At 69.2% G+C, this 21825-nt stretch carries 19 protein-coding genes; 11 read left to right on the top strand and 8 right to left on the bottom strand.

The annotated features are described in order from the left end of the window. The first annotated feature begins 22 nt into the window (after positions 1-22). From FNH24_RS13215 to FNH24_RS13205, 3 genes are all read left to right on the top strand, one after another. Complete coding sequence (locus FNH24_RS13215) at positions 23-1459, top strand: ABC transporter substrate-binding protein (protein WP_217428201.1); 1437 nt, start codon at positions 23-25, stop codon at positions 1457-1459. An 11-nt stretch (positions 1460-1470) separates the two neighbouring features. Beyond that, positions 1471-2238 carry an SDR family NAD(P)-dependent oxidoreductase gene (locus tag FNH24_RS13210; protein ID WP_152362659.1) on the top strand — a complete coding sequence of 256 codons (768 nt, stop codon included), beginning with the start codon at positions 1471-1473 and terminating at the stop codon, positions 2236-2238. Between the two features lie 167 nt (positions 2239-2405). Beyond that, positions 2406-3359, top strand: a complete 954-nt coding sequence (locus FNH24_RS13205) for a hypothetical protein (RefSeq protein WP_152362658.1) — start codon at positions 2406-2408, stop codon at positions 3357-3359. On the opposite strand, the gene FNH24_RS13200 is transcribed toward FNH24_RS13205, so the two are convergent. After that, a complete protein-coding gene (locus tag FNH24_RS13200; RefSeq protein WP_152362657.1) occupies positions 3317-4501 on the bottom strand; it encodes an ROK family protein in 1185 nt (394 codons plus the stop codon). The two genes, FNH24_RS13205 and FNH24_RS13200, sit on opposite strands and share 43 nt — an antisense overlap. 120 nt (positions 4502-4621) lie before the next feature. On the opposite strand from FNH24_RS13200, the gene xylA reads away from it, so the two are divergent. Beyond that, positions 4622-5812 (top strand): xylose isomerase, encoded by a 1191-nt coding sequence (xylA, locus tag FNH24_RS13195; RefSeq protein ID WP_152362656.1) that lies wholly within the window; start codon positions 4622-4624, stop codon positions 5810-5812. Here xylA and FNH24_RS13190 read toward each other — a convergent pair. Further along, positions 5809-6747 (bottom strand): hypothetical protein, encoded by a 939-nt coding sequence (locus FNH24_RS13190; protein WP_152362655.1) that lies wholly within the window; start codon positions 6745-6747, stop codon positions 5809-5811. The two genes, xylA and FNH24_RS13190, sit on opposite strands and share 4 nt — an antisense overlap. Positions 6748-7064: 317 nt before the next feature. Between FNH24_RS13190 and FNH24_RS13185 the strand changes: the two genes are divergently transcribed. After that, positions 7065-7904, top strand: coding sequence for a TIGR03560 family F420-dependent LLM class oxidoreductase (locus FNH24_RS13185; RefSeq protein WP_152362654.1), 840 nt, complete (start codon positions 7065-7067; stop codon positions 7902-7904). A 378-nt stretch (positions 7905-8282) separates the two neighbouring features. On the opposite strand, the gene FNH24_RS13180 is transcribed toward FNH24_RS13185, so the two are convergent. Beyond that, the gene (locus FNH24_RS13180) at positions 8283-9665 is read right to left on the bottom strand and encodes a hypothetical protein (RefSeq protein ID WP_152362653.1); all 1383 of its coding nucleotides are present in this window, start codon (positions 9663-9665) and stop codon (positions 8283-8285) included. A 7-nt stretch (positions 9666-9672) separates the two neighbouring features. Continuing rightward, positions 9673-10389, bottom strand: coding sequence for an SPFH domain-containing protein (locus tag FNH24_RS13175; protein WP_152362652.1), 717 nt, complete (start codon positions 10387-10389; stop codon positions 9673-9675). Positions 10390-10534: 145 nt separating this feature from the next. On the opposite strand from FNH24_RS13175, the gene holA reads away from it, so the two are divergent. Both holA and FNH24_RS13165 read left to right on the top strand, forming a co-directional pair. After that, on the top strand, positions 10535-11527 hold the full coding sequence (gene holA, locus FNH24_RS13170; protein ID WP_246186871.1) for a DNA polymerase III subunit delta: 993 nt from the start codon (positions 10535-10537) through the stop codon (positions 11525-11527). 165 nt (positions 11528-11692) lie between these two features. After that, a complete protein-coding gene (locus FNH24_RS13165; protein WP_161606122.1) occupies positions 11693-12451 on the top strand; it encodes a polysaccharide deacetylase family protein in 759 nt (252 codons plus the stop codon). Here FNH24_RS13165 and FNH24_RS13160 read toward each other — a convergent pair. Beyond that, entirely contained in the window at positions 12439-13689 is a 1251-nt protein-coding gene (locus FNH24_RS13160) for an amidase (protein WP_217428200.1), read from the bottom strand. The two genes, FNH24_RS13165 and FNH24_RS13160, sit on opposite strands and share 13 nt — an antisense overlap. Positions 13690-13775: 86 nt before the next feature. Further along, on the bottom strand, positions 13776-14039 hold the full coding sequence (gene rpsT, locus FNH24_RS13155) for a 30S ribosomal protein S20 (RefSeq protein WP_152362649.1): 264 nt from the start codon (positions 14037-14039) through the stop codon (positions 13776-13778). A 155-nt stretch (positions 14040-14194) separates the two neighbouring features. Between rpsT and FNH24_RS13150 the strand changes: the two genes are divergently transcribed. Both FNH24_RS13150 and FNH24_RS13145 read left to right on the top strand, forming a co-directional pair. Beyond that, the gene (locus tag FNH24_RS13150) at positions 14195-14776 is read left to right on the top strand and encodes a carboxymuconolactone decarboxylase family protein (protein ID WP_152362648.1); all 582 of its coding nucleotides are present in this window, start codon (positions 14195-14197) and stop codon (positions 14774-14776) included. 35 nt (positions 14777-14811) lie between these two features. Then, positions 14812-15738, top strand: a complete 927-nt coding sequence (locus FNH24_RS13145; RefSeq protein WP_152362647.1) for a bifunctional helix-turn-helix transcriptional regulator/GNAT family N-acetyltransferase — start codon at positions 14812-14814, stop codon at positions 15736-15738. Between the two features lie 522 nt (positions 15739-16260). Here the strand turns inward: FNH24_RS13145 and FNH24_RS13140 are convergent. Continuing rightward, positions 16261-17265, bottom strand: coding sequence for a phosphotransferase (locus FNH24_RS13140; protein ID WP_152362646.1), 1005 nt, complete (start codon positions 17263-17265; stop codon positions 16261-16263). 179 nt (positions 17266-17444) lie between these two features. Here FNH24_RS13140 and lepA point away from each other — a divergent pair, with 179 nt between their 5' ends. Further along, positions 17445-19340, top strand: coding sequence for a translation elongation factor 4 (lepA, locus tag FNH24_RS13135; protein WP_152362645.1), 1896 nt, complete (start codon positions 17445-17447; stop codon positions 19338-19340). A 9-nt stretch (positions 19341-19349) separates the two neighbouring features. Beyond that, positions 19350-20102 carry a GNAT family N-acetyltransferase gene (locus tag FNH24_RS13130; RefSeq protein WP_152362644.1) on the top strand — a complete coding sequence of 251 codons (753 nt, stop codon included), beginning with the start codon at positions 19350-19352 and terminating at the stop codon, positions 20100-20102. A gap of 191 nt (positions 20103-20293) precedes the next feature. On the opposite strand, the gene FNH24_RS13125 is transcribed toward FNH24_RS13130, so the two are convergent. Next, positions 20294-21814: a serine hydrolase gene (locus FNH24_RS13125; RefSeq protein ID WP_152362643.1), complete on the bottom strand. Its 1521-nt coding sequence runs from the start codon at positions 21812-21814 to the stop codon at positions 20294-20296. Between the last annotated feature and the right edge of the window lie 11 nt (positions 21815-21825).

Below are 21825 nucleotides of genomic sequence, written 5' to 3'. Positions count from 1 at the left end.
CTAATCGAAAGGAAAGAATCTGATGTCCGGATTGACGCGACGACGTTTCCTCATGGGCTCCTCGGCCCTCGCGATGACCGCGGTGGCGGCCGGCTGCGGCGGCGGTGGCGGCGGCACCGGCACGACCGGAGGTGGCGGGGCCGGCGGACTGCGCTGGTGGGATCACTTCAGCTCGTTCCAGAAACTCAACGACGACTGGGCCGCCAAGCAGGCGGAGGCACTCGGGGTGGCGGTGACCCACACCTACAACGACGCCTCGAAGGCGCCCGAGGCACTGCAGCTCGCCAACCAGGCCAAGCAGCTGCCCGACGTCTATTCCAATGTCGTCGGCCTGCCGCTCGCCGCCCTGGTGAAGGACAACTGGGTCCGGGAGCTCGAGATCTCCGAGGAGGTGCTGGGCGCCCTGCCCAAGGGACTGGTCTCGGAGGGCATCACCAGCATCGACGGAAAGCTGTACGGGCTGCCGCTGTTCACCTTCCGCCAGTACACGGCGGTGACCTGGTTCAACACCGAACTGATCACCAAGGGCGGGCTCGATCCGGCCAACCCGCCCAAGACCTACGACGAGTTCCGTGACGCCTGCGCCAAGCTCAAGGGCGCCGGAGTGGTGCCGATGGTGCTGGCCCTCGGGGCCGACGGCGGCCGGGTCGAGGACGAGATGGACGACATGGCCCAGACCGGGGGATTCGAGGGCTATCAGGGGCTGAAGTTCGCCACCGGTGAGTACGCCTACCACGACGACGCCTACGTGAACGGGATCGAGTTCTGGAAGGAGTTGTACGACACCCAGATGATGTTGCCGGGCACCAACAACTTCAGCGTGGTCAACGCCCGGACCCGGTTCGCCTCCGGCGCCGCCGCCTACTTTATCGACGGTCCGTGGCTGCCGGGTGGCTCCCGGGTGTTGCAGGAGGCGTTCGTACCCAAGATCGGTGGCGGTCAGATCCTCACCGCCGAGGCCGGGGTGACGCCAATGACGTACCGCGGGCTGAGTGGCCCGTCGTACTTCGTCTCCGGCAGCTCTGCCGACCCGGAGAACGCGACCAAGATCATCGAGTCGTTCATGACCGACGACTACCAGAAGCAGATGACCGCGGCGATGGACCAGCCGCCGGTCAACCTCGACGTGGTCGACTCGGCCGACGTGATCGAGCCGTACAAGAAGATCATCAACCTGTACAAGGAGCAGGTGTTCCAGATGCCGCAGGCGATCGTCCGCAACCCCGACATCGCCGCGGTGGACGCCCAGCGCAAGCCGATCACCCCCAGCCTGGGCCAGGTCATGCAGGGCTATCTCGGCGGCGACATCACCGATCTCCGGGCCGCTCTGAAGAAGCTCAGCGACTCTTACGAGGCCGACCGGGAGCAGGCGATCAAGGCCTCCGGGGCGGACGTCTCCGTCGACGACTATGCCTTCAGCGATTGGAAGCCGGGCGCCGACTACACCTACCAGAAGTAGAGGACGGCCCGATGAGCACCTGGCCCACCGACCGCACCGTGATCGTCACCGGGGCGACCTCGCCGCGGGGGATCGGCCGCAGCACCGCCTCGTTCCTGGCCGAGCGGGGTTGGAACATCGGCCTGATCGATCTCGATCAGGCCGAGTGCGACGATTTCGCCGCCGAGCTGATCGAGCGGCACCATGTCAAGGCTTTCGGTGCCGCGGCCGATGTCGCCGACGAGCAGCAGGCCCGGGCGGCGGTGGACGCGATCGAGGGCGCGCTGCCGCAGCTCGTGGCGCTGGCCAACATCGCGGGGGTGAGCTCGCCGGTCGGCTATCTGGAGCTGACCTCCGAGGAGTGGCACCGGGTGATCAACATCAACCTGCACGGCGTGCACTACGTGACCAAGCGAGCGGTCGAGACCATGGTCGAGCACCGCCTCGGCCGGATCGTCAGCATCTCCTCGGTCTCGGCCCAGCGCGGCGGCGGCACGTTCAGCAAGACGCCGTACTCGGTGGCGAAGGCCGGCCTGATCGGCCTGACCCGGTCGCTGGCCCGTGAGCTCGGTGGCTACCGGATCACGGTGAACGCGGTCTCGCCCGGGCCGATCGACACCGACATCATGGGCGGCACGCTGTCCGAGGAACGCAAGGAACTGCTGGCGCAGGATCTGGTGCTCGACCGGGTCGGCCGGACCGCGGATGTCGCGGCCGGGATCGGCTTCCTGATCTCCGAGGAGGCCGGATTCATCTCCGGTCAGACGCTGAACATCGACGGCGGGTTGTACATGCACTGACTCTCGATCGAGTTCGCAGAAACGGCCCATTCGGGCGGATCGGCGCTGTTATGCTTTTGACACATTAACCAGCTCGATCTCTCCCTCCGGGATGAAGATCGCTGGAATTCGATCAAGGGGTCTCAATGGTGCGCTCTTGGGGGATTGGCGCTGTCTTCGGCTCGATCATGGCGATTCTGGTCGGCCTGATCGCGGTCACACCGGCCCAGGCCGGGACCAACCTGACGGCCGAACAATCGGCCGCCCAGAAAACCGCCCGCTATTGGCTCGATCATGGCGGACTCAACATGGTGATCGCGCAGCCCGTGCGGGAGGAGGTGGATCTTCCGGCGGCGTATCACTCGTCCCCGTCGTCCGAGACGGACCGTGATCGACTCGAGCGGCTGCTCGGGGTGCTGAAGGCGCCGAGGCTGCCGGACTCGGTCGGCCGGGTGTTCTTCCTCGACGACCAGGGCAAACGACGCTGGTGCACCGGGGTCGCCCTGCAGGCGCGCTACCGCAACGTCGTCGCGACTGCCGGACAGTGTGCCGACCAGGATCTCGACCACTGGATCTTCGTGCCGGGTTCGGGATCCGCGCTGGGCCGGGCGCCGCTCGGGGCGTTCGTGGGTCAGCAGGCATTCCGGCATTACGACTTCGAGGTCTACGACGACCACGACCGCAATTACGCGTTCGTTGCCGTGCACGACGGGGTGACGCTCAAGGGCAAGAAGTTGCGCGAGGCCGGTGCATTGGGTGACGTCGTTCCCGGGCAGGGATTCGCCTGGAATCAGTCGGACGGCGTGCGGGTGATCATGGGTCACGCCGCGGGTTGGCCGACCGGGTTCTGGCAGCGCTCGCCGGACGATCCGGTCGACGAGACCTTCCCGGTGCGGGTGGCCGCGCTCAAGGGTGAAGAATTGCTCGGCATTCGGCCGAGCAGCCCGTTCACCAATTCGCTCGGCTCGTCCTGGCTGCACCAATACAACGCGACGAAGAAGGTCGGATATCTGAACGGCATCACGATTGCGACTTCCAGTGATCCGGCCGACGGCGCGGTCAGCATCTCGGCGCCGTTCGACAGCGAGACCCTGACGGTCTATCGGGCCGCGGACGCGGTCGACACCGGCAGCATTCTCTGAATCGCCGGATCGGTGATCAGCTCGGCGAAGATCAACTCCGCCGGGCCGATCACCGGCAGGTCGGGGCCGAGGGCGGCCCGGCTGACCTCGGGTGGTGTGCCGAGGGCTGGAAAACCCTGCCCGCGTACGGCCTTGGCCAGCCGCTCCGGATCGGCGGCCTGCAGCGAGCCGAGGAAGCCGCCGAGGATGATCAACTCCGGATCGAACGTGTTGCTGAAGTCGATCGTGGCCTGAGCCAGCCAGTCCAGCTGCCGGGCCACCTCGGCCCGGGCCGGTGAGCCGGGGTCGAGCAGCCGGCGGTCCAGGGTCTCCGGGTCGGCGTCGGCCAGGCCGAGAGCGGTCAGCAGCCGGTCCCGGGTGACCTCGGTCTCCAGACAGCCGCGACGACCGCAGTGACAGTCCCGGCCGGCCGGGTTGACCACCGTGTGGCCGAGCTCGCCGGCGAACCCGGACCGGCCGCGCAACGGGCGGCCCTCGATCACCACGCCGCCGCCGATGCCGCTGGCGCTGCCGTTCAGGTAGATCACCGACCGATGCCCGACCCCGGCGCCGTAGCCGCACTCCGCGAGGGCGGCCAGCCGGGCGTCATTGGCCACCCGCGCCGGCAGCCCGGTGCCGGCGGTGAAGGCCGCCGCCACCGGTGCGTCCCGCCAGCCGAGGTGCGGGGCCAGCACGACCGAGCCGTCGGTCTCGCGGACCAGACCGGGCACGGCGATGCCGAGGCCGAGCACACGAAGCGGCCGGCCGGCTTTGGCGACCAGGTCGTCGATGGCGTCGGTCGCCAGGGCGACCGCCCGGTCGAGCGAGGGCACCCGGCGGGTGGCCCGGCGGAGCCGCCCGCGGACCCGGCCGTCGAGCCCGACCAGGCCGACGGTGATCGCGTCGATGTCGGGGTTGACCGTCACTGCGACCACGTCAGGATTCGGCTCGATCCGCGGGCTCGGCCGCCCGACGCCGTCGATCGCCGGATCGGCCTCCAGCACCAGCCCCAGCCCGGCCAGCTCGGTCACCAGGCCGCCGATGGTCGACCGATTGAGTCCGGTCAGCCGGGTCAGCTCGGCCCGGGTCGCGCCGCGCCGGGTGTGCACCAGCCGGAGCACGGCCGACAGATTGCGCCGCCGGGACGAGTCGACCGTCACCATCACGCCCTCCGTTCCCGCCGTCCAGACCATGACCTCCCGTTGACGAGACGATTGTGCGCGAATATGTTGTGGAGAGCAACAATTAACCCCGGCTGTGTCGCCGATGATCAAGGAGGATGGATGGCTCCCACGCCTACGCCCCAGGACAAGTTCTCGTTCGGTCTGTGGACCATCGGCTGGGTCGGTCAAGATCAGTTCGGGGCGCCGACCCGGGAGCCGCTGGACGTGGTCGAGGCGGTGACCAAGCTGGCCGAGATCGGCGCGTACGGCCTGACCTTCCACGACAACGATCTTTTCCCGTTCGAGGCGAGCGACGCCGAGCGGACCGCCCAGATCGACCGGCTCAAGCAGGTGCTGGCCGATACCGGCGTGATCGTGCCGATGATCACCACCAACCTGTTCAGCCATCCCGTGTTCAAGGACGGCGGCTTCACCTCCAACGATCGCGCGGTGCGCCGATTCGCGCTGCGCAAGGTGATCCGCAATGTTGATCTTGCCGCTGAGCTCGGGGCGAAGACGTTCGTCATGTGGGGCGGCCGGGAGGGCGGCGAGTACGACACGGCCAAGAACGTCCGGGCCGCGCTGGAGCGCTACCGCGAGGCGGTCAACCTGCTCGCCGACTACGTGACCGATCAGGGCTACGACCTGAAGTTCGCGATCGAGCCGAAGCCGAACGAGCCGCGCGGCGACATCCTGCTGCCGACCGTCGGCCACGCCCTCGCCTTCATCGAGACGCTGGAACGCTCGGAACTGTTCGGCGTCAACCCCGAGGTCGGCCACGAACAGATGGCCGGGCTCAACTTCACCCACGCGATCGCCCAGGCGCTGGATGCCGGCAAGCTCTTCCACATCGACCTGAACGGGCAGCGCAGCATCAAGTTCGATCAGGACCTGGTGTTCGGCCACGGCGACATCCAGAACGCCTTCTCCCTGGTCGATCTGCTGGAGCACGGGGGACCGGACGGCGGCCAGGCCTACGACGGCCCGCGGCACTTCGACTACAAGCCGAGCCGGACCGAGGACTACACCGGTGTCTGGGAGTCGGCCAAGGCCAACATGGCCACGTACCTGATCTTGAAGGATCGGGCCCAGGCCTTCCGGGCCGACCCGGAGGTGCAGCAGGCGCTCGCCGACGCCAAGGTGGCCGAGCTGTCCCGGCCGACCCTGAACGACGGCGAGGGCTACCGCGACCTGATCGCGGACCGGGCCGCGTACGAGGACTTCGACGCCGACAGCTACCACAACGGCCGCGGCTTCGGCTTCGTCCGGCTGCAGCAGCTGGCTCTGGAGCACCTGCTCGGCGCCCGCTAGGAGGGTCGGGCTGCGCTCCGCCAGGTGCTGGCGGGGCGCCGCCAACCCGTGCCGTTCGGGGCGAGGGCGATGATCAACGCGGCGGCGAACGCCAGGTGACCGCTGACTCCAAGGACCGCGGTGGAAGGTATCGGGGCGTCCTCGCCGCCGGTCGCGAACGTGTCGGCGATGCCGAATCCCATGGCCGCGGCGGCGTACCAACCGGTGAAGATCACACCGCCGACCATCAACAGGCCCAGCACGGCGGTGATCCGGGGCGTGAGTCGGACGGCGTGAGCCAGGACGGGAAACGCGAGCGCCGTAGGCGTCCAGAACACGGCCCACGCCACCATGAAGGGCACCGTGGCCTGACCCTTGTTCGCCGCGTCGAGGCCGGCATAGATCTGATCAAGGCTGTGCCCGGGGACCTTGGCCAGCGGATTCCAAACCCTCAGGTGGAAGCTGTCGAAGATCAGGGCGGCCAGCGTCAGCACGGCGAGCAGTATCGACCACACCGTCCGCGGCAGCCGGGCCGCTGACTCGCCGGTGATCGACACCCCGCCGCCCCGGACGGCGATCAGCGCCAGGACGCCGACGGCGCCGAGGCCGCCGATCAGGCCGGCCCAGCCGGCCAGGACCATTGCCAGGATGACGGCGACGAGGACGGCGAGGAATTGGACGGTGATCAGCACCCGTGGCCCGATCCTCCAGCGGGATCGGACGCCAACCAGCATCGCGCCGACGGCCCCGATCCCCACCACCGTTCCGGCGATCAGGAGGGCGATGGCCAGCGCCTGCATCGCCACGACGACGAGGCCCCCGCGGGAGCTGATCATGAAAGTCCCCAGACCGATGACGCCCCAACCGCCGAGCAGGGCGCCGGTCCACTGCCACCGGTCGGGGACCGAGCCGCCGATCGTCCGGAATCGCTGCCCCGCAAGGCTGTTGACACTCATCCCGCTCCCGCCCGCACCGCGACACCGCCGGCACTGAGCCGAGTTTACGGCGGTTGAGCGAGCTTCGGTCGATCGACGGGAGACGGCTCCGCGCGGAGGGTGGGTGGGTGGGCCTCCGGCACGGAGCCGCGATCATGGGGACCGTCGTCCGGCCGTCAGTCTGTCCGACCAGCGGTCCATGGCACGGTCCACGTCGTCGGGATTTCTCGACCGCGCTGTCGGACGGCCGGGACACCTTGCGCACTCGTCGGCTCACGGTCCGGATTGGGGAGTGATTTCGCCGCGCGGAACGAGGGTTCCGGCCTAGGCTGAGGGTCATGCGATTCGCGATCAAGACCCGGCCCCAACACACCACGTGGCCACGGATGCGGGACGTCTGGGTCGCCGCCGACGACATCGAGGTGTTCGAGTCGGTCTGGAACTGGGACCACTTCTATCCGCTGTCGGGTGACCTGGCCGGACCCAACTTCGAGGCCTGGACGATGCTGGCCGCGATGGCACCGCTGACCCGGCGGATCCGGCTCGGCTGCCAGGTGGCCGGGATGATCTATCGGCACCCGGCGGTGCTGGCCAACATGGCGGCGACGATCGACGTGATCAGCGAGGGCCGGCTGGAGCTCGGCATCGGCGCCGGCTGGAACCAGGTCGAGTGCGACGCGTACGGCATCGAACTGCCCCCGCTGCGGGAGCGTTTCGACCGGTTCGACGAGGGCGTACAGGCGATGATCGCGCTGCTCACCGAGCCGGTGGCCAACTTCCAGGGCCGCTACACGACCCTGACCAACGCGTACTGCGAGCCCAAGGCCGTGCAGCGCCCGCACCCGCCGATCGTGATCGGCGGCCGCGGGCCCAAGCGCACCCTGCGCGCCGCCGCGCTCTGGGCCCAACAATGGAACACGATCGTCGAGGACCCGGAAACCTGGCGCGGCCTGAAGGAGATCCTGCTTGGCCACTGCGCCGACGTCGGCCGCGACCCGGCCGAGATCACCGGCTCCGTCAACGTCCGCTGGGAGCGCGAAGAGGATCTCGGCGCCGCGGTCGAGCAGGCCGCCGAGTACGGCGCCGCCGGCGTCGACCTGGTGATCATCAACCTGCCCCAGGACGCCGACCCTGCCGTCCTCGAACCCCTAGCCACCGCCCTGACCCCCCTCCGCTGACCCGTTGGAGAATTCAGGCGCGGCAAGGAGGGCGGGTTCGGCCTCGGTTGCGTTTGGCGGCCGGCTGTCGGTCGGGTGGCGTTGAGTGTGACGTTATCGACGCCGACGGTCCGATTTCACGTCGCTAAGGTCACACTCGACGCGGTGCGGGGAGGTCGATGAGGGATCGCCGAACTTGCGTCGCCAAGTCGCCATTCCGCACCCCCGGCAACCAACTTCAACCGGCCAGACCCGACGCGACCGACGGCGAACTCCGCCCCTTTGCTGCCAATCCCCATCACCCGCTGAAGCAAGTCGCGGCAATCAACGCGAGGACTGCCCAGATCACGTACCTGCGCGGAACGTCACCAAGATCACGTAAATCGGCGCGAAGGTCGATCAGCGAAGCCGGGTGCCGGTTTGCGGATCCAGTGAATACGTGTCGGCACCGCAGGAGACGACGACCGATTCCGGATCGTTGCGGTCGGTCAGCCGTCCGGCTGCCGGGTCGTCGCCGGCGGGGGATCGGGCGAAGCGTAGCTGGAGGCCGGGGTCTTCGGCCGCCGTCGGACAGAGGTGGTTCCAGACCTCGACCCCGTCGCTCATCCGCAGTCCGATCACCCGGTCGGCTTTGTCGTCGACCCGGTCGGTGGCGGCCAGGACGAGGACGCCGTCGTACTCGGTCCCGATCACCTTGCTGCCGATCGGCTGGCCGCCGGGCAGGTTGGCCTTGACCGGGGAGATCGAGAAGCCGAGGGCGCGGTCGGAGACCGCGGTGAAGCCGGTGAAGCCGGTGAGTTGTTCGCAGCCGGGGCCGTGCGCGACCAGGGTGCGCGCGGGGCCTTCGCCGGGCTGGCGCCAGGAGGCGCAGGTGAAGAGCATTTCCGGGGTCGGGTCGCCGGAGGTGATCTGCGCGGTCCGTTCGGCGCCGAGTTGCGCGGCCGACATGCCGATCGCGCCCAGCCCGAGCAGGACGGAGATCAACAACGTGACCACGGTGGCCGCCGGGCGGGGCGGGCGCCGGCTCGGCAGCAGTCGCCAGAAGGCCCAGCAGGCGACCAGGACGGCGACGCCGGCGAGATACAGCCGGGGCGTGGCCGAGGTGAAGAGGGCGGCCCAGCGCATGGTCGATCCGTCGACGGCGAGCGCGGACGCGGCGTCACGCAGGCCGGGGGCGAACACGCTGCGGCCGACCGCCAACGGGATGATCGCGGCGATGCAGCTCAGCACCAGCGGCCAGACTCGTGAGGTACGCCGGCCCGGCAGATCGTCCAGGTCCTGCCACAGGCTCCGCCAGGCGGTGACCACGGCCGCGGCGACCCAGATCAGCACGAGGAGTACGGACAGCAGCGAGTCGAACAGCTCGCCTCGGACGATCAGGCCGACGACCATCACCAGGGCCAGTGCCGCGCCGAGATAGCTGATCGGGAACACGATCAATCGGGCCAGCCAGAAGCGCGACCGGACCAACCAGGCGATCGCCACGCCGAAGATCAACAACCAGGTCCCGGTGCCGCGTTGGGTGGCGTACCAGACCTCACCGCCGGTGGCGAACGACGCCGAGGCGAGCGGTGCCAGTTGGCCGAGCAGTGGGTCGGCGGCTCCGCGGCCGAACTCCGGCAGCCAGTAGGCGACGAAGAAGGCGACGTTGGTGATCACCGTGATCAACATCGGCAGCCCGGCGAACTCCAGCACCTTGCTGGTCGGCAGATAGCTGTCGTTGCGGGACAGCCCGGCCAGGGTCGGCGGCGTCGCCGTCCCGATCACGGTCAGTTGGCTCATGGGGCGGTCATCCGCCGACACCGGAGCGCTGATCGTCCTCGGAGCTGCTGGCCATCGTGCCGCCGAGATCGGAATCCTCGACATAGCTGTCGTCGATGTACGGATCGACCCAGTGCCGCTCGGCCGCGGACTCCGCGGCGGTCTCGCCGGCCGAATCCGTCTCGGCCGACCACTCCACCCGATGGATCGACAGGCCCTGCACCTCGACCAGATCGTCGACCACGTTGTACGGCAGCCAGGCCTCCCGCAGCACCTTGAGCAGGGACTGCCGGCGGATGTCGGCGAAATCGTTCATCCGCAGCGCCGTCCGGACCGCCATCTCCAGCTCCGTCTGCACCCCGCGGGCCAGGAACAGGCCCAACTCACCGCCGTAATGCTCGGCCAGATGCTGCAACCCGGTGTACCTCTCGTCGTCCAGCAGCCGCAGCAGCACCAACAACTCCAGCCGGTGGATCTGTTGCCCGTCGGCGGTCATCACGTCGTCGACGGTGATCTCGGCCTCGACCGTGTCGGTGGTGACCGGCAGCACCTCGATCCCGCCCATGAACGGCCACCAACTCGGGATCAGCATCTCGCCGGGCAGCCGGACCCGGGGCGGCCGGCGGCCGTCGAACATGATCACGACCGTGCCCGGGCGCACGCGAGCCAGCCGGTCCAGGGACCGGCGCTCGCCGGAGAACAGGCGCGGCGCGTCGTCGTCGGATTCGGGGGAGTGGTCACTCATCTGCGGGGGCTCTGTCGGTATCAGTAATCGGTCGTCACGGATGGCATGTCACACCAAGACTGCATCACCGGGCCGGTTCACGCCAGAATACGACTGGCCGGTCGGGACGTGCCGGCCTGTCGGCGGGTGCTGGCAGGATGATCCCGTGCCATCCTCCACCACCTCCCGGGCCGGTTCCGGCGGCCTGGCTCGCACCGTCCTGGTCACCGGTCCCGAGGGGCTGCTGGCGGACCGGGCCGTGACCGATGTGCTGACCAAGGCGCGCAATGCGGCGCCGGAGATCGAGGTGACCGAGGTCGAGGCCGGACGGCTGGACGGTGGCCGACTGGCGGAGATCTCCGGCGCTTCGCTCTTCTCCAGCACCCGGGCCGCCGTGATCCGCAATCTGGCCGACCTGCCGGCCGACCTGAACGATCAGGTGCTCGAGCTGGCCGGTGTCGAGGTCGAGGATCTGGTCCTGGTGCTGGTGCACGGCGGCGGCATGAAGGGCAAGGGCCTGCTCGACAAGCTGCGCAAGCTGAAGCCGGTCACCGTCGTCGACTGTCCGCAGCTGAAGGCGTGGGAGCTGCCGAAATTCGTCTCGGCCGAGGTCAAGCAGGCCGGCGGCACGCTGGAACCTGAGGCCGGGCAGTTCCTGATCGACGCCGTCGGGCACGACCTGCGCGCGCTCGCGGCCGCGATCCGGCAGCTGATCGCCGACACCGAGGGCCGGATCGGGGTCGACACCATCCGCCGTTACTTCGGTGGGCGGGCCGAGGTGACCAGCTTCGCGGTCGCCGACGCCGTGCTGGCCGGCCGGACCGGGGAGGCGATGGAGCAGCTGCGCTGGGCCACCTCGACCGGAGTCGCCCCCGTGCTCGTCACCAGCGCGCTGGCTTCCGGGCTGCGCGGGCTGGGCAAGCTGATCAGTGCGCCGGGCGGGCTGCGTGAGGGAGACCTGGCCCGCGAGGTCGGCGTACCGCCGTGGAAACTGAAGTCGATGCGCGCCCAGGTGCGCGGCTGGGACGCGGGCGGCCTGGCGACCGCTTTGCGGGCCGTGGCGTCCGCCGACGCGGCGGTCAAGGGTGCCGAAGGCGATGCCGAGTACGCACTGGAGCGAGCCGTCCTCGCGGTGTCCGAAGCACGGTCCCGACGCTGAGCAGCGGCACGAGAATGTGGCGCTCCTCTCCTTAGTCGTGTTATGCATCGGATGTACCCGGCTCCAGGTATCGTCGGCCCGGTGCGTTTCCAGCGAACCGCGCCCACTACTGCGGCGGCGGCACTCTTGATCGGGGCCCTTTTCCTCTTCACCGGATGCGGAGCCATGCCTCCAGGTGCGGGCACACCGTCGGGCTCTGGCGCCCCGTCCGGCTCCGGCTCGACCAGCCAGCAACCACCCAGCGAGACCCCGGATCCACCCACTCCGACCCCGACTCCGACGCCGACCAAGCCGGCGGTGGACTGCAAGAAGTCGAAGTGTTTCGCTCTCACCTTCGATGACGGTCCCAGCCCGGACACGACCCCGCAGCTGCTCAAGATCCTGAAGAAGCACAAGGCGAAGGCCACCTTCTTCCAGCTCGGCACGTTGGCCAAGGAATACCCGGAACTGGTCAAGGAGATCCACGACATGGGCTCCGAGGTCGCCAACCACTCGTGGGACCACGACTCGCTGGACCGCAAGTCCGTCGACGGCGCGTACGAGGACATGAAGAAGGCCAACGAGGCGATCGAAGCGGGCTGTGGCTGCAAGGTCACCCTGATGCGGCCGCCGTACGGCGCCACCGACAAGGGCGTGGACAAGGCGACCAAGAAGCTCGGGTTGGCGCAGATCCTCTGGGACATCGACACCCTGGACTGGGACACCCACGATCCGTACGACATCCGGAGCAAGGTGGTGCACAGCGCCGGCAAGAACCGGATCGCCCTGATGCACGACATCCACCAGACCACGATCGATGCCGTCGACGAGATGATCGAGGAACTGTACGAGGACGACTTCAAGCTGGTCACGGTGAGCGAGATGCTCGGTGACACCGTCCCCGGCAAGCGATACCCGAAGTCCTGGGCCAGCTACGGCAACTGACCCAGTGCGGTCGTGAGTCGGCCGGACCAGGCGAGCAGCAGTTCGTCCTGGCCCGGGCCGGCGGCGAACTGCAGGCCGAGCGGCAGCCCGTTCGGCGCCCGGCCGGCCGGCACCCCGAGCACCGGTAGCCGGGCCTGGGTCCACGGCAGGTTCATCAGCGGGCTGCCGGTGGTCTCGAGCCCGTGCGGGGCCGGTCCGGTCGCGGCCGGCGCGACGAAGGCGTCGCTGCCCGACAACCGCTCCAGCAACGCAGCGGCGAAGGATTCTCGATCCCGCAACGCCCGCTCATAGTCGGCCCGGTCGATCGCCCGCCCCTCCCGGATGCCGGCCGCGGTCTGCGGCCGGTACTGCTCGGCGTAGCGGTCGAACCACGGCTCGTGAGACCGGGCCAACTCGTACAGGTTGATCACCAGATTGCGCCGGTTGACCGCCGCGATGTCTTCCAGGCAAGGGATCTCCCGCACCTCGTAGCCGGCCGAGCGCAGCGCGGCCAGCTGCCGGTCGAAGGCGGCGCGGGCCGCCGGCTCGGCCTGGTCGAGATAACCGCCGACGGGGACCGCGAGCCGCGGCAGTGCCGGTTCCGGTGCCGGCTCCGACCAGTCCGAGCAGGTGACGGCGGCAAGCCGGCGCAGCAGCTCCGGCTCGGCGGCGAGGAAGCCGACGGTGTCGAAGGTCGGCGCGTTCGCGATCACGCCGGCGGTGCTGATCCGGCCGAAGCCGGGCTTGAATCCGAACACGCCGCAGTAGGCGGCCGGCCGGATCACCGAGCCGACGGTCTGGGTGCCGAGGGCGACCGGGGCCAGGCCGGCCGCGACGGCGGCGGCCGAGCCGCTGCTGGAGCCGCCGGGCGTGTGCTCGGGCTGCCGCGGGTTGCGGGTCTCGCCGGGAGCGAGGAAGGCGAATTCGGCGGTCACTGTCTTGCCCAGCACGACCGCGCCGGCGTCGAGCAGGCTGGTGATCACCGGGGCCTGATCGCCGGTGATCACGTCGGCCGGGACCCGGGTGCCGGCTCGCGTCGGCAGCCCGGTCACGTGGATGACGTCCTTGACCGCGACCGGCAGCCCGAACAGCGGCGGCCGCTCGGTCCCGGCCGGCCAGCGACGGTCCAGCTCGGCGGCGGTCCGGCTCAGGCGCCCGGCCCGGTCCGGCTCGGCGACGAACGCGTGCAGGTCGGAGTCGGTCGCGTCGATCCGCCGCAGGAGTTCTGGCAGTTGATCACTGGGGGAGTGTTGATCCACGGTGATCAACCTACAAAGGCGTCCGGACGCGACGAACGCGACCGTTCACACGGTCGCGTTCGAGGTGAAGAAAGGAGCCGGTCGGCTCAGCCGAGCTCGGCGGCCTTGGCGGAGATGGCCGACTTGCGGTTGGCCGCCTGGTTCTTGTGGATGACGCCCTTGCTCGCCGCCTTGTCCAGCAGCCGGGTCGCGGCCTGGGCGTACGTCGTCGCCTTGTCGGCTTCGCCGGCCTCAGCGGCCTCGCGGAACCGGCGCACCGACGTCTTCAAGGCGGACTTGACGGACTTGTTGCGCTGGCGCGCCTTCTCGTTCGTCTTGTTCCGCTTGATCTGGGACTTGATGTTCGCCACGGGGCAGGCCTCTGAGACTCTCGTACGACGGGTGGTTGACGCGCGCGACGCAGCGGTCACGCGACGGTCGACTTTAGCAGTCGGCGGCGGGGCGGCCCAAATCCGGATTCGGCGATTCGGCCACGGACCCGACGGGCGGCCGCCAGACTGAGTCAATGTATCTGTCTGAGCCCGCCCCCGACGACGCGGTCCGGGCCTTGTATCAGGACGATCTCTCGTCCTACGGCTATGTGATGAATCTGACCCGGCTCTGGGCCCGGCGGCCGGAACTGTTGCAGGGCTATCTGGACGTCCGGGCCGCGGCGATGGCCGACAGTGGCCTGACCGACCGGGAGATCGCTCTACTGGTCGTCGTCAGCGCCTCGACGCGGCACGACTCCTATTGCTCACTGGCCTGGGGTGCCCGGCTGGCCGATCGCGCGGACACAGACACCGCCGCCGCGGTGCTCGGCGGCGACACCGCCCGGCTCCCGGAGCGGGAGGCGGCGCTGGCGGAGTGGGCGGCCAAGGTCGCGGGGGATCCGAACGGGACCACGGCGGCGGACGTCGACCGGTTGCGCGAAGTCGGATTCGACGACGCGCAGATCCTCGGCGCGACCGTGTTCATTGCGCTCCGGATGGCGTTCTCGACCATCAACGGCGCGCTCGGTGCGCAGCCGGACCACCAGCTGGCCGAGGCCGCTCCGGCGTCGGTCCTGGGGGCGATCGACTTCGGTCGACCGGTCGCCGAGAAATGAGGCGCTGATCCGCCGATCGGGGATATTCTTTGACTATGTCAAAGGTTGACTCCGTGGTGGTGGACCGGATCCGTTCCTTCAACCGCTTCTACACCAAGATCATCGGTGTCCTGGACGAGGGCCTGGTCGGCTCGCCGTACAACCTGACCGAGGCCCGGGTGCTGTACGAACTGGCCACGACGACGGACGGGCTCGACATCGCCGACCTGCGCACCCGGCTCGGCCTCGACCCCGGCTACACCACCCGGATCCTGGACCGCTTCACCGAATCCGGGCTGGTCACCCGGCAACGATCGGAGCAGGACCGGCGCCGACAGACGATCACGCTGACCGGCGCCGGCCGGACCGTACAGACGGCCCTGAACCGGCGCACCGAGCGCGGCATCACCCGGCTGCTGGAGCCGCTGACCGGCAGCGACCGGGCCCGGCTCGTCACCGCCATGGGCACGGTCCGCGCGCTGCTCGGTCGCGGGCCCGAGCGCCGGGTCGAGCTGCGGGCGGCCCAACCCGGCGACCTCGGTTGGATCGTCGAGCGGAACGCCATGCTGTACGCCGACGAGTACGGCTGGGACGCGACCTATGAGGCCCTGGTCGCCAAGATCGTGGCCGACTTCGCCCAAGATCACGATCCGGCCCGGGAGCGGGTCTGGATCGCGGAGGTCGACGGAGAACGGGCCGGTGCCGTCTTCTGCGTCCGCGGCGATGACGCCGACACCGCGAAGCTCCGGCTGCTGCTGACCGAACCCTGGGCCCGCGGCCTCGGCCTCGGCACCCGGCTGGTCGACGCCTGCATCGCCTTCGCCCGGGCCGCCGGCTATTCGCGCCTGGTCCTGTGGACCAATGACATCCTCGCCGCCGCCCGTCGGATCTACCAGCGCGCCGGCTTCGTGCTGATCGACGAGGAATCCCACCACAGCTTCGGCACCGACCTCACCGGCCAGACCTGGCAACTCGACCTCTGACGCGGCCCCGATGCGGAGGTTGGGGTATCCGTTCCCTGAGCCTGTCGAAGGGCAGGCCAGTTGGGTGCCCGGTCGGGTTTCGGCCTGACGGCCGGAAAGACGCGCCAAGGACGGGCGGGTCAGGGCGGTCCGCCGGGTTGGCGGCCGGGTGTCGGTGTTGGGCGGGGAAAGTCGCTGGTTGGGCATCCACTGTGACGTTTCCCGGCCTTCCGACGCCGATCGAGCCGGGAAAAGTCACAGTCGATGATCCCGGCCGCCGCGCCACCGGTGCCCGGCCGGACGTTCCCGGGAACCGCTGTAACCCGCCCGTCCTTGGCGCGTCTTTTCCCTAGGCGTGCACCGAGCGGACTTGTCCGGCCGACCTCGAGTGACCGAAGCCTGTCGGCTCGGGTTCGCTAGATGGGTGCGCCTGGTCGGGCTGTCGCGAGATCTCTTCGTGCGGGAGGTTTCCACGTGGCAATGGCCGTTTTCGCCCCGCACGAAGAGATTTCGCGACACCACGACCAAGGTCATCGGTGGAGCTCAGGGCTCGGTGCGTCGGCACCAGGTGATCATGGTGTCGGCGCATTGGGACTGCCAGGGGCGGATGGTCGGCAGGCCGGGTGGGTCGGGGAGCAGAGACATGCGGTGCAGGGCGCCGGCGAGGAGACAGACGCCGGCCCAGGTCAACTCGAAGTCGACACCCTTCAGCGCGGGATGCTCGACGGCGAAGCGGGCGATGTCGATCTCGCCGCCGTCGCCGCGGTCGGCCCGGGAGACGACGAGATCGGCCAGCAGGATGACCGGGTCGACCCAGCGGGCAGCGTTCTGGGCCGCGGCCCAGTCGACCACCCAGACCCGGTCGTCGCCGAACAACAGGTTGTCGGCGCGCAGGTCGGTGTGGCTGAGCGTGTCGCCGGACATCAGCTCGACCGTCCGCGCCTCCAACTCGGCGAACCGGCTCAGTCGCGGCCCGATCCACGGGTCCTCGCGCCACGGATCCTGATCCTGCTCGGCCTGTCGCCGCCAGCCGGAGTAGAAGCGGTCCAGTTCGCCGCCGGGCCCGTCGGCGCCGTCCGTCCGATCCACGGCGTCGGACCAGGGCGACGGGGTCAGCCGGTCGCCGAGCTCGGCGATGGTGTCGAAGGCCCGGTTCGCGTCGGCGAGCCGCCACGGATGGGGCGGCGGGGCGGCGTCGATGGCGGGCAGCGCGGAGACGGCGTAGCGCTCCTCGCCGACGGCCAGCTCCGCGACGGCGACGGTCCGGGGGATGAACTCGATGTCGGGCAGCCGGGCCGAGTGCTGCTGCTCCTCCTGATACATCCGGATCGCGTCCGGATTGACCGCGGAGCCGACCGCCTTGATGAACAGACTCCGGCCGGAGGCTCCGGTGACGACCGCGGCGACGCCGGGGGAGAATCCGCCGCGCTTGTCCGCGACCGTCGCGACCGGCTCGCCGAGCACCTCATCGACCCAGGCTCGGACCCGTTCCGGCAGGTCGCGGTAGGGGCGGCGGACACCGGCGGCGTAGGTCGCGGGTTGGCTCATGGGTCCACATCGTGCTGGACTCGGCGGCGAGAAGCGACGATTTATCAACCGGTGGGCGGCGTCGGAACTCGGACCGGAAACCCATTGGGCCGGCCGTGGGATGATTGGCGTTCGGCGGGACCGTACGGCCGCCGAACGACCATCCTGCTCACCCCGATCCGAAGGACTGGACCGACCGCGTGACCACTCCCGCCACCACCCGCTCCGGGCAGCAGCCGGCCGCCCCCAGCCCCGGCCGGACCCCGCCCGAGATCATCCGCAACTTCAGCATCATCGCGCACATCGACCACGGCAAGTCGACGCTGGCCGACCGGATGCTGCAGCTGACCGGCGTCGTCGACGGCCGGGCGATGCGGGCACAGTACCTGGACCGGATGGACATCGAGCGGGAACGTGGGATCACGATCAAGTCGCAGGCGGTCCGGATGCCGTGGACCCCGACCGACGGCACGTACACCGGCACCACCCACGTGCTGAACATGATCGACACGCCGGGCCACGTCGACTTCACCTACGAGGTGTCCCGGTCGCTGGCGGCCTGCGAGGGCGCGATCCTGCTGGTCGATGCGGCGCAGGGGATCGAGGCGCAGACGCTGGCCAATCTCTATCTGGCGCTCGAGGCGGACCTGCACATCATCCCGGTGCTGAACAAGATCGATCTGCCCAGCGCCCAACCGGAGAAGTACGCGGCGGAGCTGGCTGGGATCATCGGCTGCGACCCGGCCGAGGTGCTCAAGGTGTCGGCCAAGACCGGCGACGGGGTGCTCGAACTGCTGAACGAGATCGTCAGCCAGGTGCCGGCGCCAACCGGCGACGCCACGGCTCCGGCGCGCGCGTTGATCTTCGATTCCGTGTACGACACGTACCGCGGCGTGATCACCTACGTCCGGGTGATCGACGGCGAGCTGTCGCACCGGGAGCGGGTGCTGATGATGTCGACCAAGGCGGCGCACGAGACCCTCGAGGTCGGCGTGATCTCCCCAGATCCCTTGAAGGCCAAGAGTCTGGGCGTCGGCGAGGTCGGCTATTTGATCACCGGCGTGAAGGAGGTCCGCCAGTCCCGGGTCGGTGACACGGTGACCTCGGCCGCGGCCCCGGCGACAGAATCACTGGGTGGCTACCGGCACCCGAACCCGATGGTGTTCGCCGGGCTGTATCCGATCGACGGCGCCGACTACCCGGAGCTGCGCGAGGCGCTGGACAAGCTGCAGCTGAACGACGCCGCGCTGACGTTCGAACCGGAGACCTCCGGTGCGCTCGGCTTCGGCTTCCGGATCGGCTTCCTCGGCCTGCTGCACATGGAGATCGTCCGAGAGCGACTGGAACGGGAGTTCAACCTCGACCTGATCTCGACCGCGCCGAACGTGGTCTATCGGCTGAAGCTGGAGAGCGGCGACGAGCGAGTCGTGACCAACCCGTCGGAGTATCCGACCGACGGCAAGATCGCCGAGGTGTACGAGCCGGTGGTCAAGGCGACGATCTTGAGCCCGGCCGAATACATCGGAACGATCTTGGAACTGTGCCAGGCCCGGCGCGGGATCCAGCAGGGGCTGGACTACCTGTCGGAGGACCGGGTCGAGATCCGCTACACCCTGCCGCTGGCCGAGATCGTCTTCGACTTCTTCGATGCGCTGAAGTCGCGGACCAAGGGCTTCGCCAGTCTGGACTACGAGCCGGCCGGGGAAGAGCCGTCCGATCTGGTCAAGGTCGACATCCTGTTGCACGGTGAGCCGGTGGACGCGTTCTCCGCGATCGTCCACAAGGACAAGGCCTATTCGTACGGGGTGACAATGTCGGGCAAGCTCAAGGAGCTGATCCCGCGGCAGCAGTTCGAGGTGCCGATCCAGGCCGCGATCGGGGCCCGGGTGATCGCGCGGGAGACCATCCGGGCGATCCGCAAGGACGTGCTGGCCAAGTGCTACGGCGGCGACATCACCCGGAAGCGGAAGCTGCTGGAGAAGCAGAAGGAAGGCAAGAAGCGGATGAAGATGGTCGGCCGGGTCGAGGTGCCGCAGGAGGCGTTCGTCGCCGCACTGTCGACCGGCGAGACCAGCAAGGTGGAGAAGAAGGCCTAGGAGGGTGGCGTGATCACCCGGCTGGCCTCGGCCGCCGAGCTGCGGTCCTTCGATCCGGCGGATCCCTTTCTGCAGTGGGAGATCCCGGCCGACTACACCGGTCCGGCCTACGCTCTCGGCCGGGCGTTGATCTTGGCCCGGACGACCCAGACCCGCGGGCCGGGGATGGCGGTGCTCGGTCCTTCCGGCGACGTCGCGAAGCTGCTCGACGTCATGATCACCGACGACCTGCTGGCCGAGTTCTCGCCGATCAACCTGGCCTGCGGCGCGCCGTGCTTCGACGCGGTGGCGGAGCGGTTGGAGCTCGGGCCCGGCGGTGACTGGCACTGGATGTGGACCGAGGCGGCCCCACCCGGCGTTGCCGACGAGTCGGTGATCGAACTCGGCGAAGTCGATCATGCGGACCTGGTCGGGTTGATCGAGCAGCACAACCCGGGCAGTGACGGGAAACCCGGCCGGCAGCCCGGCCAGACCTGGCTCGGGATCCGCGGCCGGGACGGCTTGCTGATCGCCTGCGGCGTGATCGAGTCCAACCTCGCCGGCCGCCCCCTGCTGTCGGGCATCACCGTCCACGCCGATCATCGGGGCCGCGGCCTCGGCCGGACCATGACCTCGGCGCTGACCCGGCGCGCCGTCGCGGCCCACGGCGTCTGCACCCTCGGCGTATACGCGGCCAACACGGTCGCCCTCCGGCTCTACGAGTCGCTCGGCTTCCGGATCGGCCATCGGTGGCGGAGCCGGCGGCTGATCGGCCTGCGCTAGCGCCGCCCAAACCCCGAGCAATCCGAAAATAGATGCCACTGTGCCGGGTGCGGCAGGAGAGGCGATCGCCGCTCTATTTTCAGGCCAGGACGGGCCCCAACCAGGTGGGACTGCGGCTTGTCAGAACTAGGGGACGCTATAGCGTCCCCTAGTTCTGACAAGTCGGGGTTTCTTTGGGGGCGACCACGGCATCAGTCGCGGGCCGGTTCTTGGAGTCGGAGTAGCGGGGAGGAGCCGGTGAAGATGTCGTCCACGGCCTTGCCGAACAGTGCGTACTTCTCGGTGTACTGCACCGGATAGCTGCCCGGCGGGTCCGCCGGCCGGTTCGGATCGACGTAGCGGTTGCCGAGGTTGGAGTGGATCGCGACCACGTAGTGCCGGTCCTCGGCGCCGGGCAGGCTGTGCACGATCCCGGCGTCCTGGCCGGAGGTGTCGATGTAGCCGGTCTTGTGCTGGAAGGTCACCTCGGCTGCCTCCTGGCAGGGCCGGACATCCTGCCCGTAGACGCGGTCGCCGACCTTCACCTGGCCGGTCGCCGGATCGATCCACCGCTCCGAGATCCGCTGCGGCAGCCCGGCCGCCGGATAGCCGCGGCCACAGTAGTTGGTGGTGGACAGGACCTGGTTGAGACCCTGCTCGCCGAGCACCTTCAGATAGTGCGCGCGGGAGGCGTCGGAGAGCAGCGACGCCCGCACCGGCGTCCCGTCCGGCGCGGTCCACAACCGGCCGGCGCCGCCGTTGATCAACACCAGCAGCTTGGCGGTGTCCAGGGCGTTCATGGTGACGTTGCCCCAACCGCCGCCGTCGACGGTCCTGGTGCCGTTCAGTTGCAGCATCGGCAGGCCGACGTCCCGGAAATGCTGGTTCAGCGGGGCCACCGCGTCGTGGTCGTGCAGCAACTTGATCATGGCGCAGGTCGACTCGTTGCGTGAGATCGTCTGCATCTCGTCGAAGAAGGTCGAGATCTTCTTGGTGACGTTGAGGCCGCAGGCCGTGTTCGGTGCGCCGGTGCGATCGTAGGCGTAGTCGTCGTCGAGCTTGATCACGCCGGCGTCGACCAGGCGCAGCACGCCGTAGCCGACCATCAGCTTCAGTACCGACGCCGGATACGGCGACATGAAGTCGATCGGCGCGTCCTCTCGGCCCGGGATCGCGTCCTCGGTGCCCTGCCCGCCGTTGCCGTCCCAGGTGTCGTCGGACCATGATCGCCAGCGGACCTGGTCGGTGGCCAGATCGGCGTCCAGCGGGACGATCCGGCCCTTCGGATACTGCGGGCTGAGCAGCACGTTGGCGGCCGCGATCGGCGTGCCGGCCCCGCTCAACTCGATCACCGTCGCGTCGACGTTGGGCATCTGGTGGATCGGCGCGGCCGCGGCGGTGCCGGCGGTCGGCGTCCGTCGCGGGGCCTGGTCGGGGGAGAGCTCGTACTTCTCGGCGCCCGCGGCATACAACACCCGGGCGGCCGCCGATCCCGGCGGGGCGGTGTCCAGGACGTCCTCGAAGTGCTGCTGCTTGACCGCGCCGAGCAGCGCCAGGGCCAGCCGGCTGTTGCTCGACTCGGATGGCCGCGGCTCGGCCACGGCGGTGCCGGTGGATCCGCCGGCCAACACCAGCGTCGCGGTCAGCCCGGCCGCGACGCCGGTGGCGATGCCGGTGGCGATGCCGGTGGCGATGCCCCGGTTGCAGGATTTCCGGTCACGGCGGAGGGGCATCGAGACTCCTG

It is taken from the genome of Microlunatus speluncae, from assembly GCF_009299835.1.
GTDB lineage: Bacteria > Actinomycetota > Actinomycetes > Propionibacteriales > Propionibacteriaceae > Microlunatus > Microlunatus speluncae.
The sequence above is the reverse complement of the archived record's forward strand: the minus strand, read 5'-3'. Positions and strand labels throughout refer to the sequence as shown.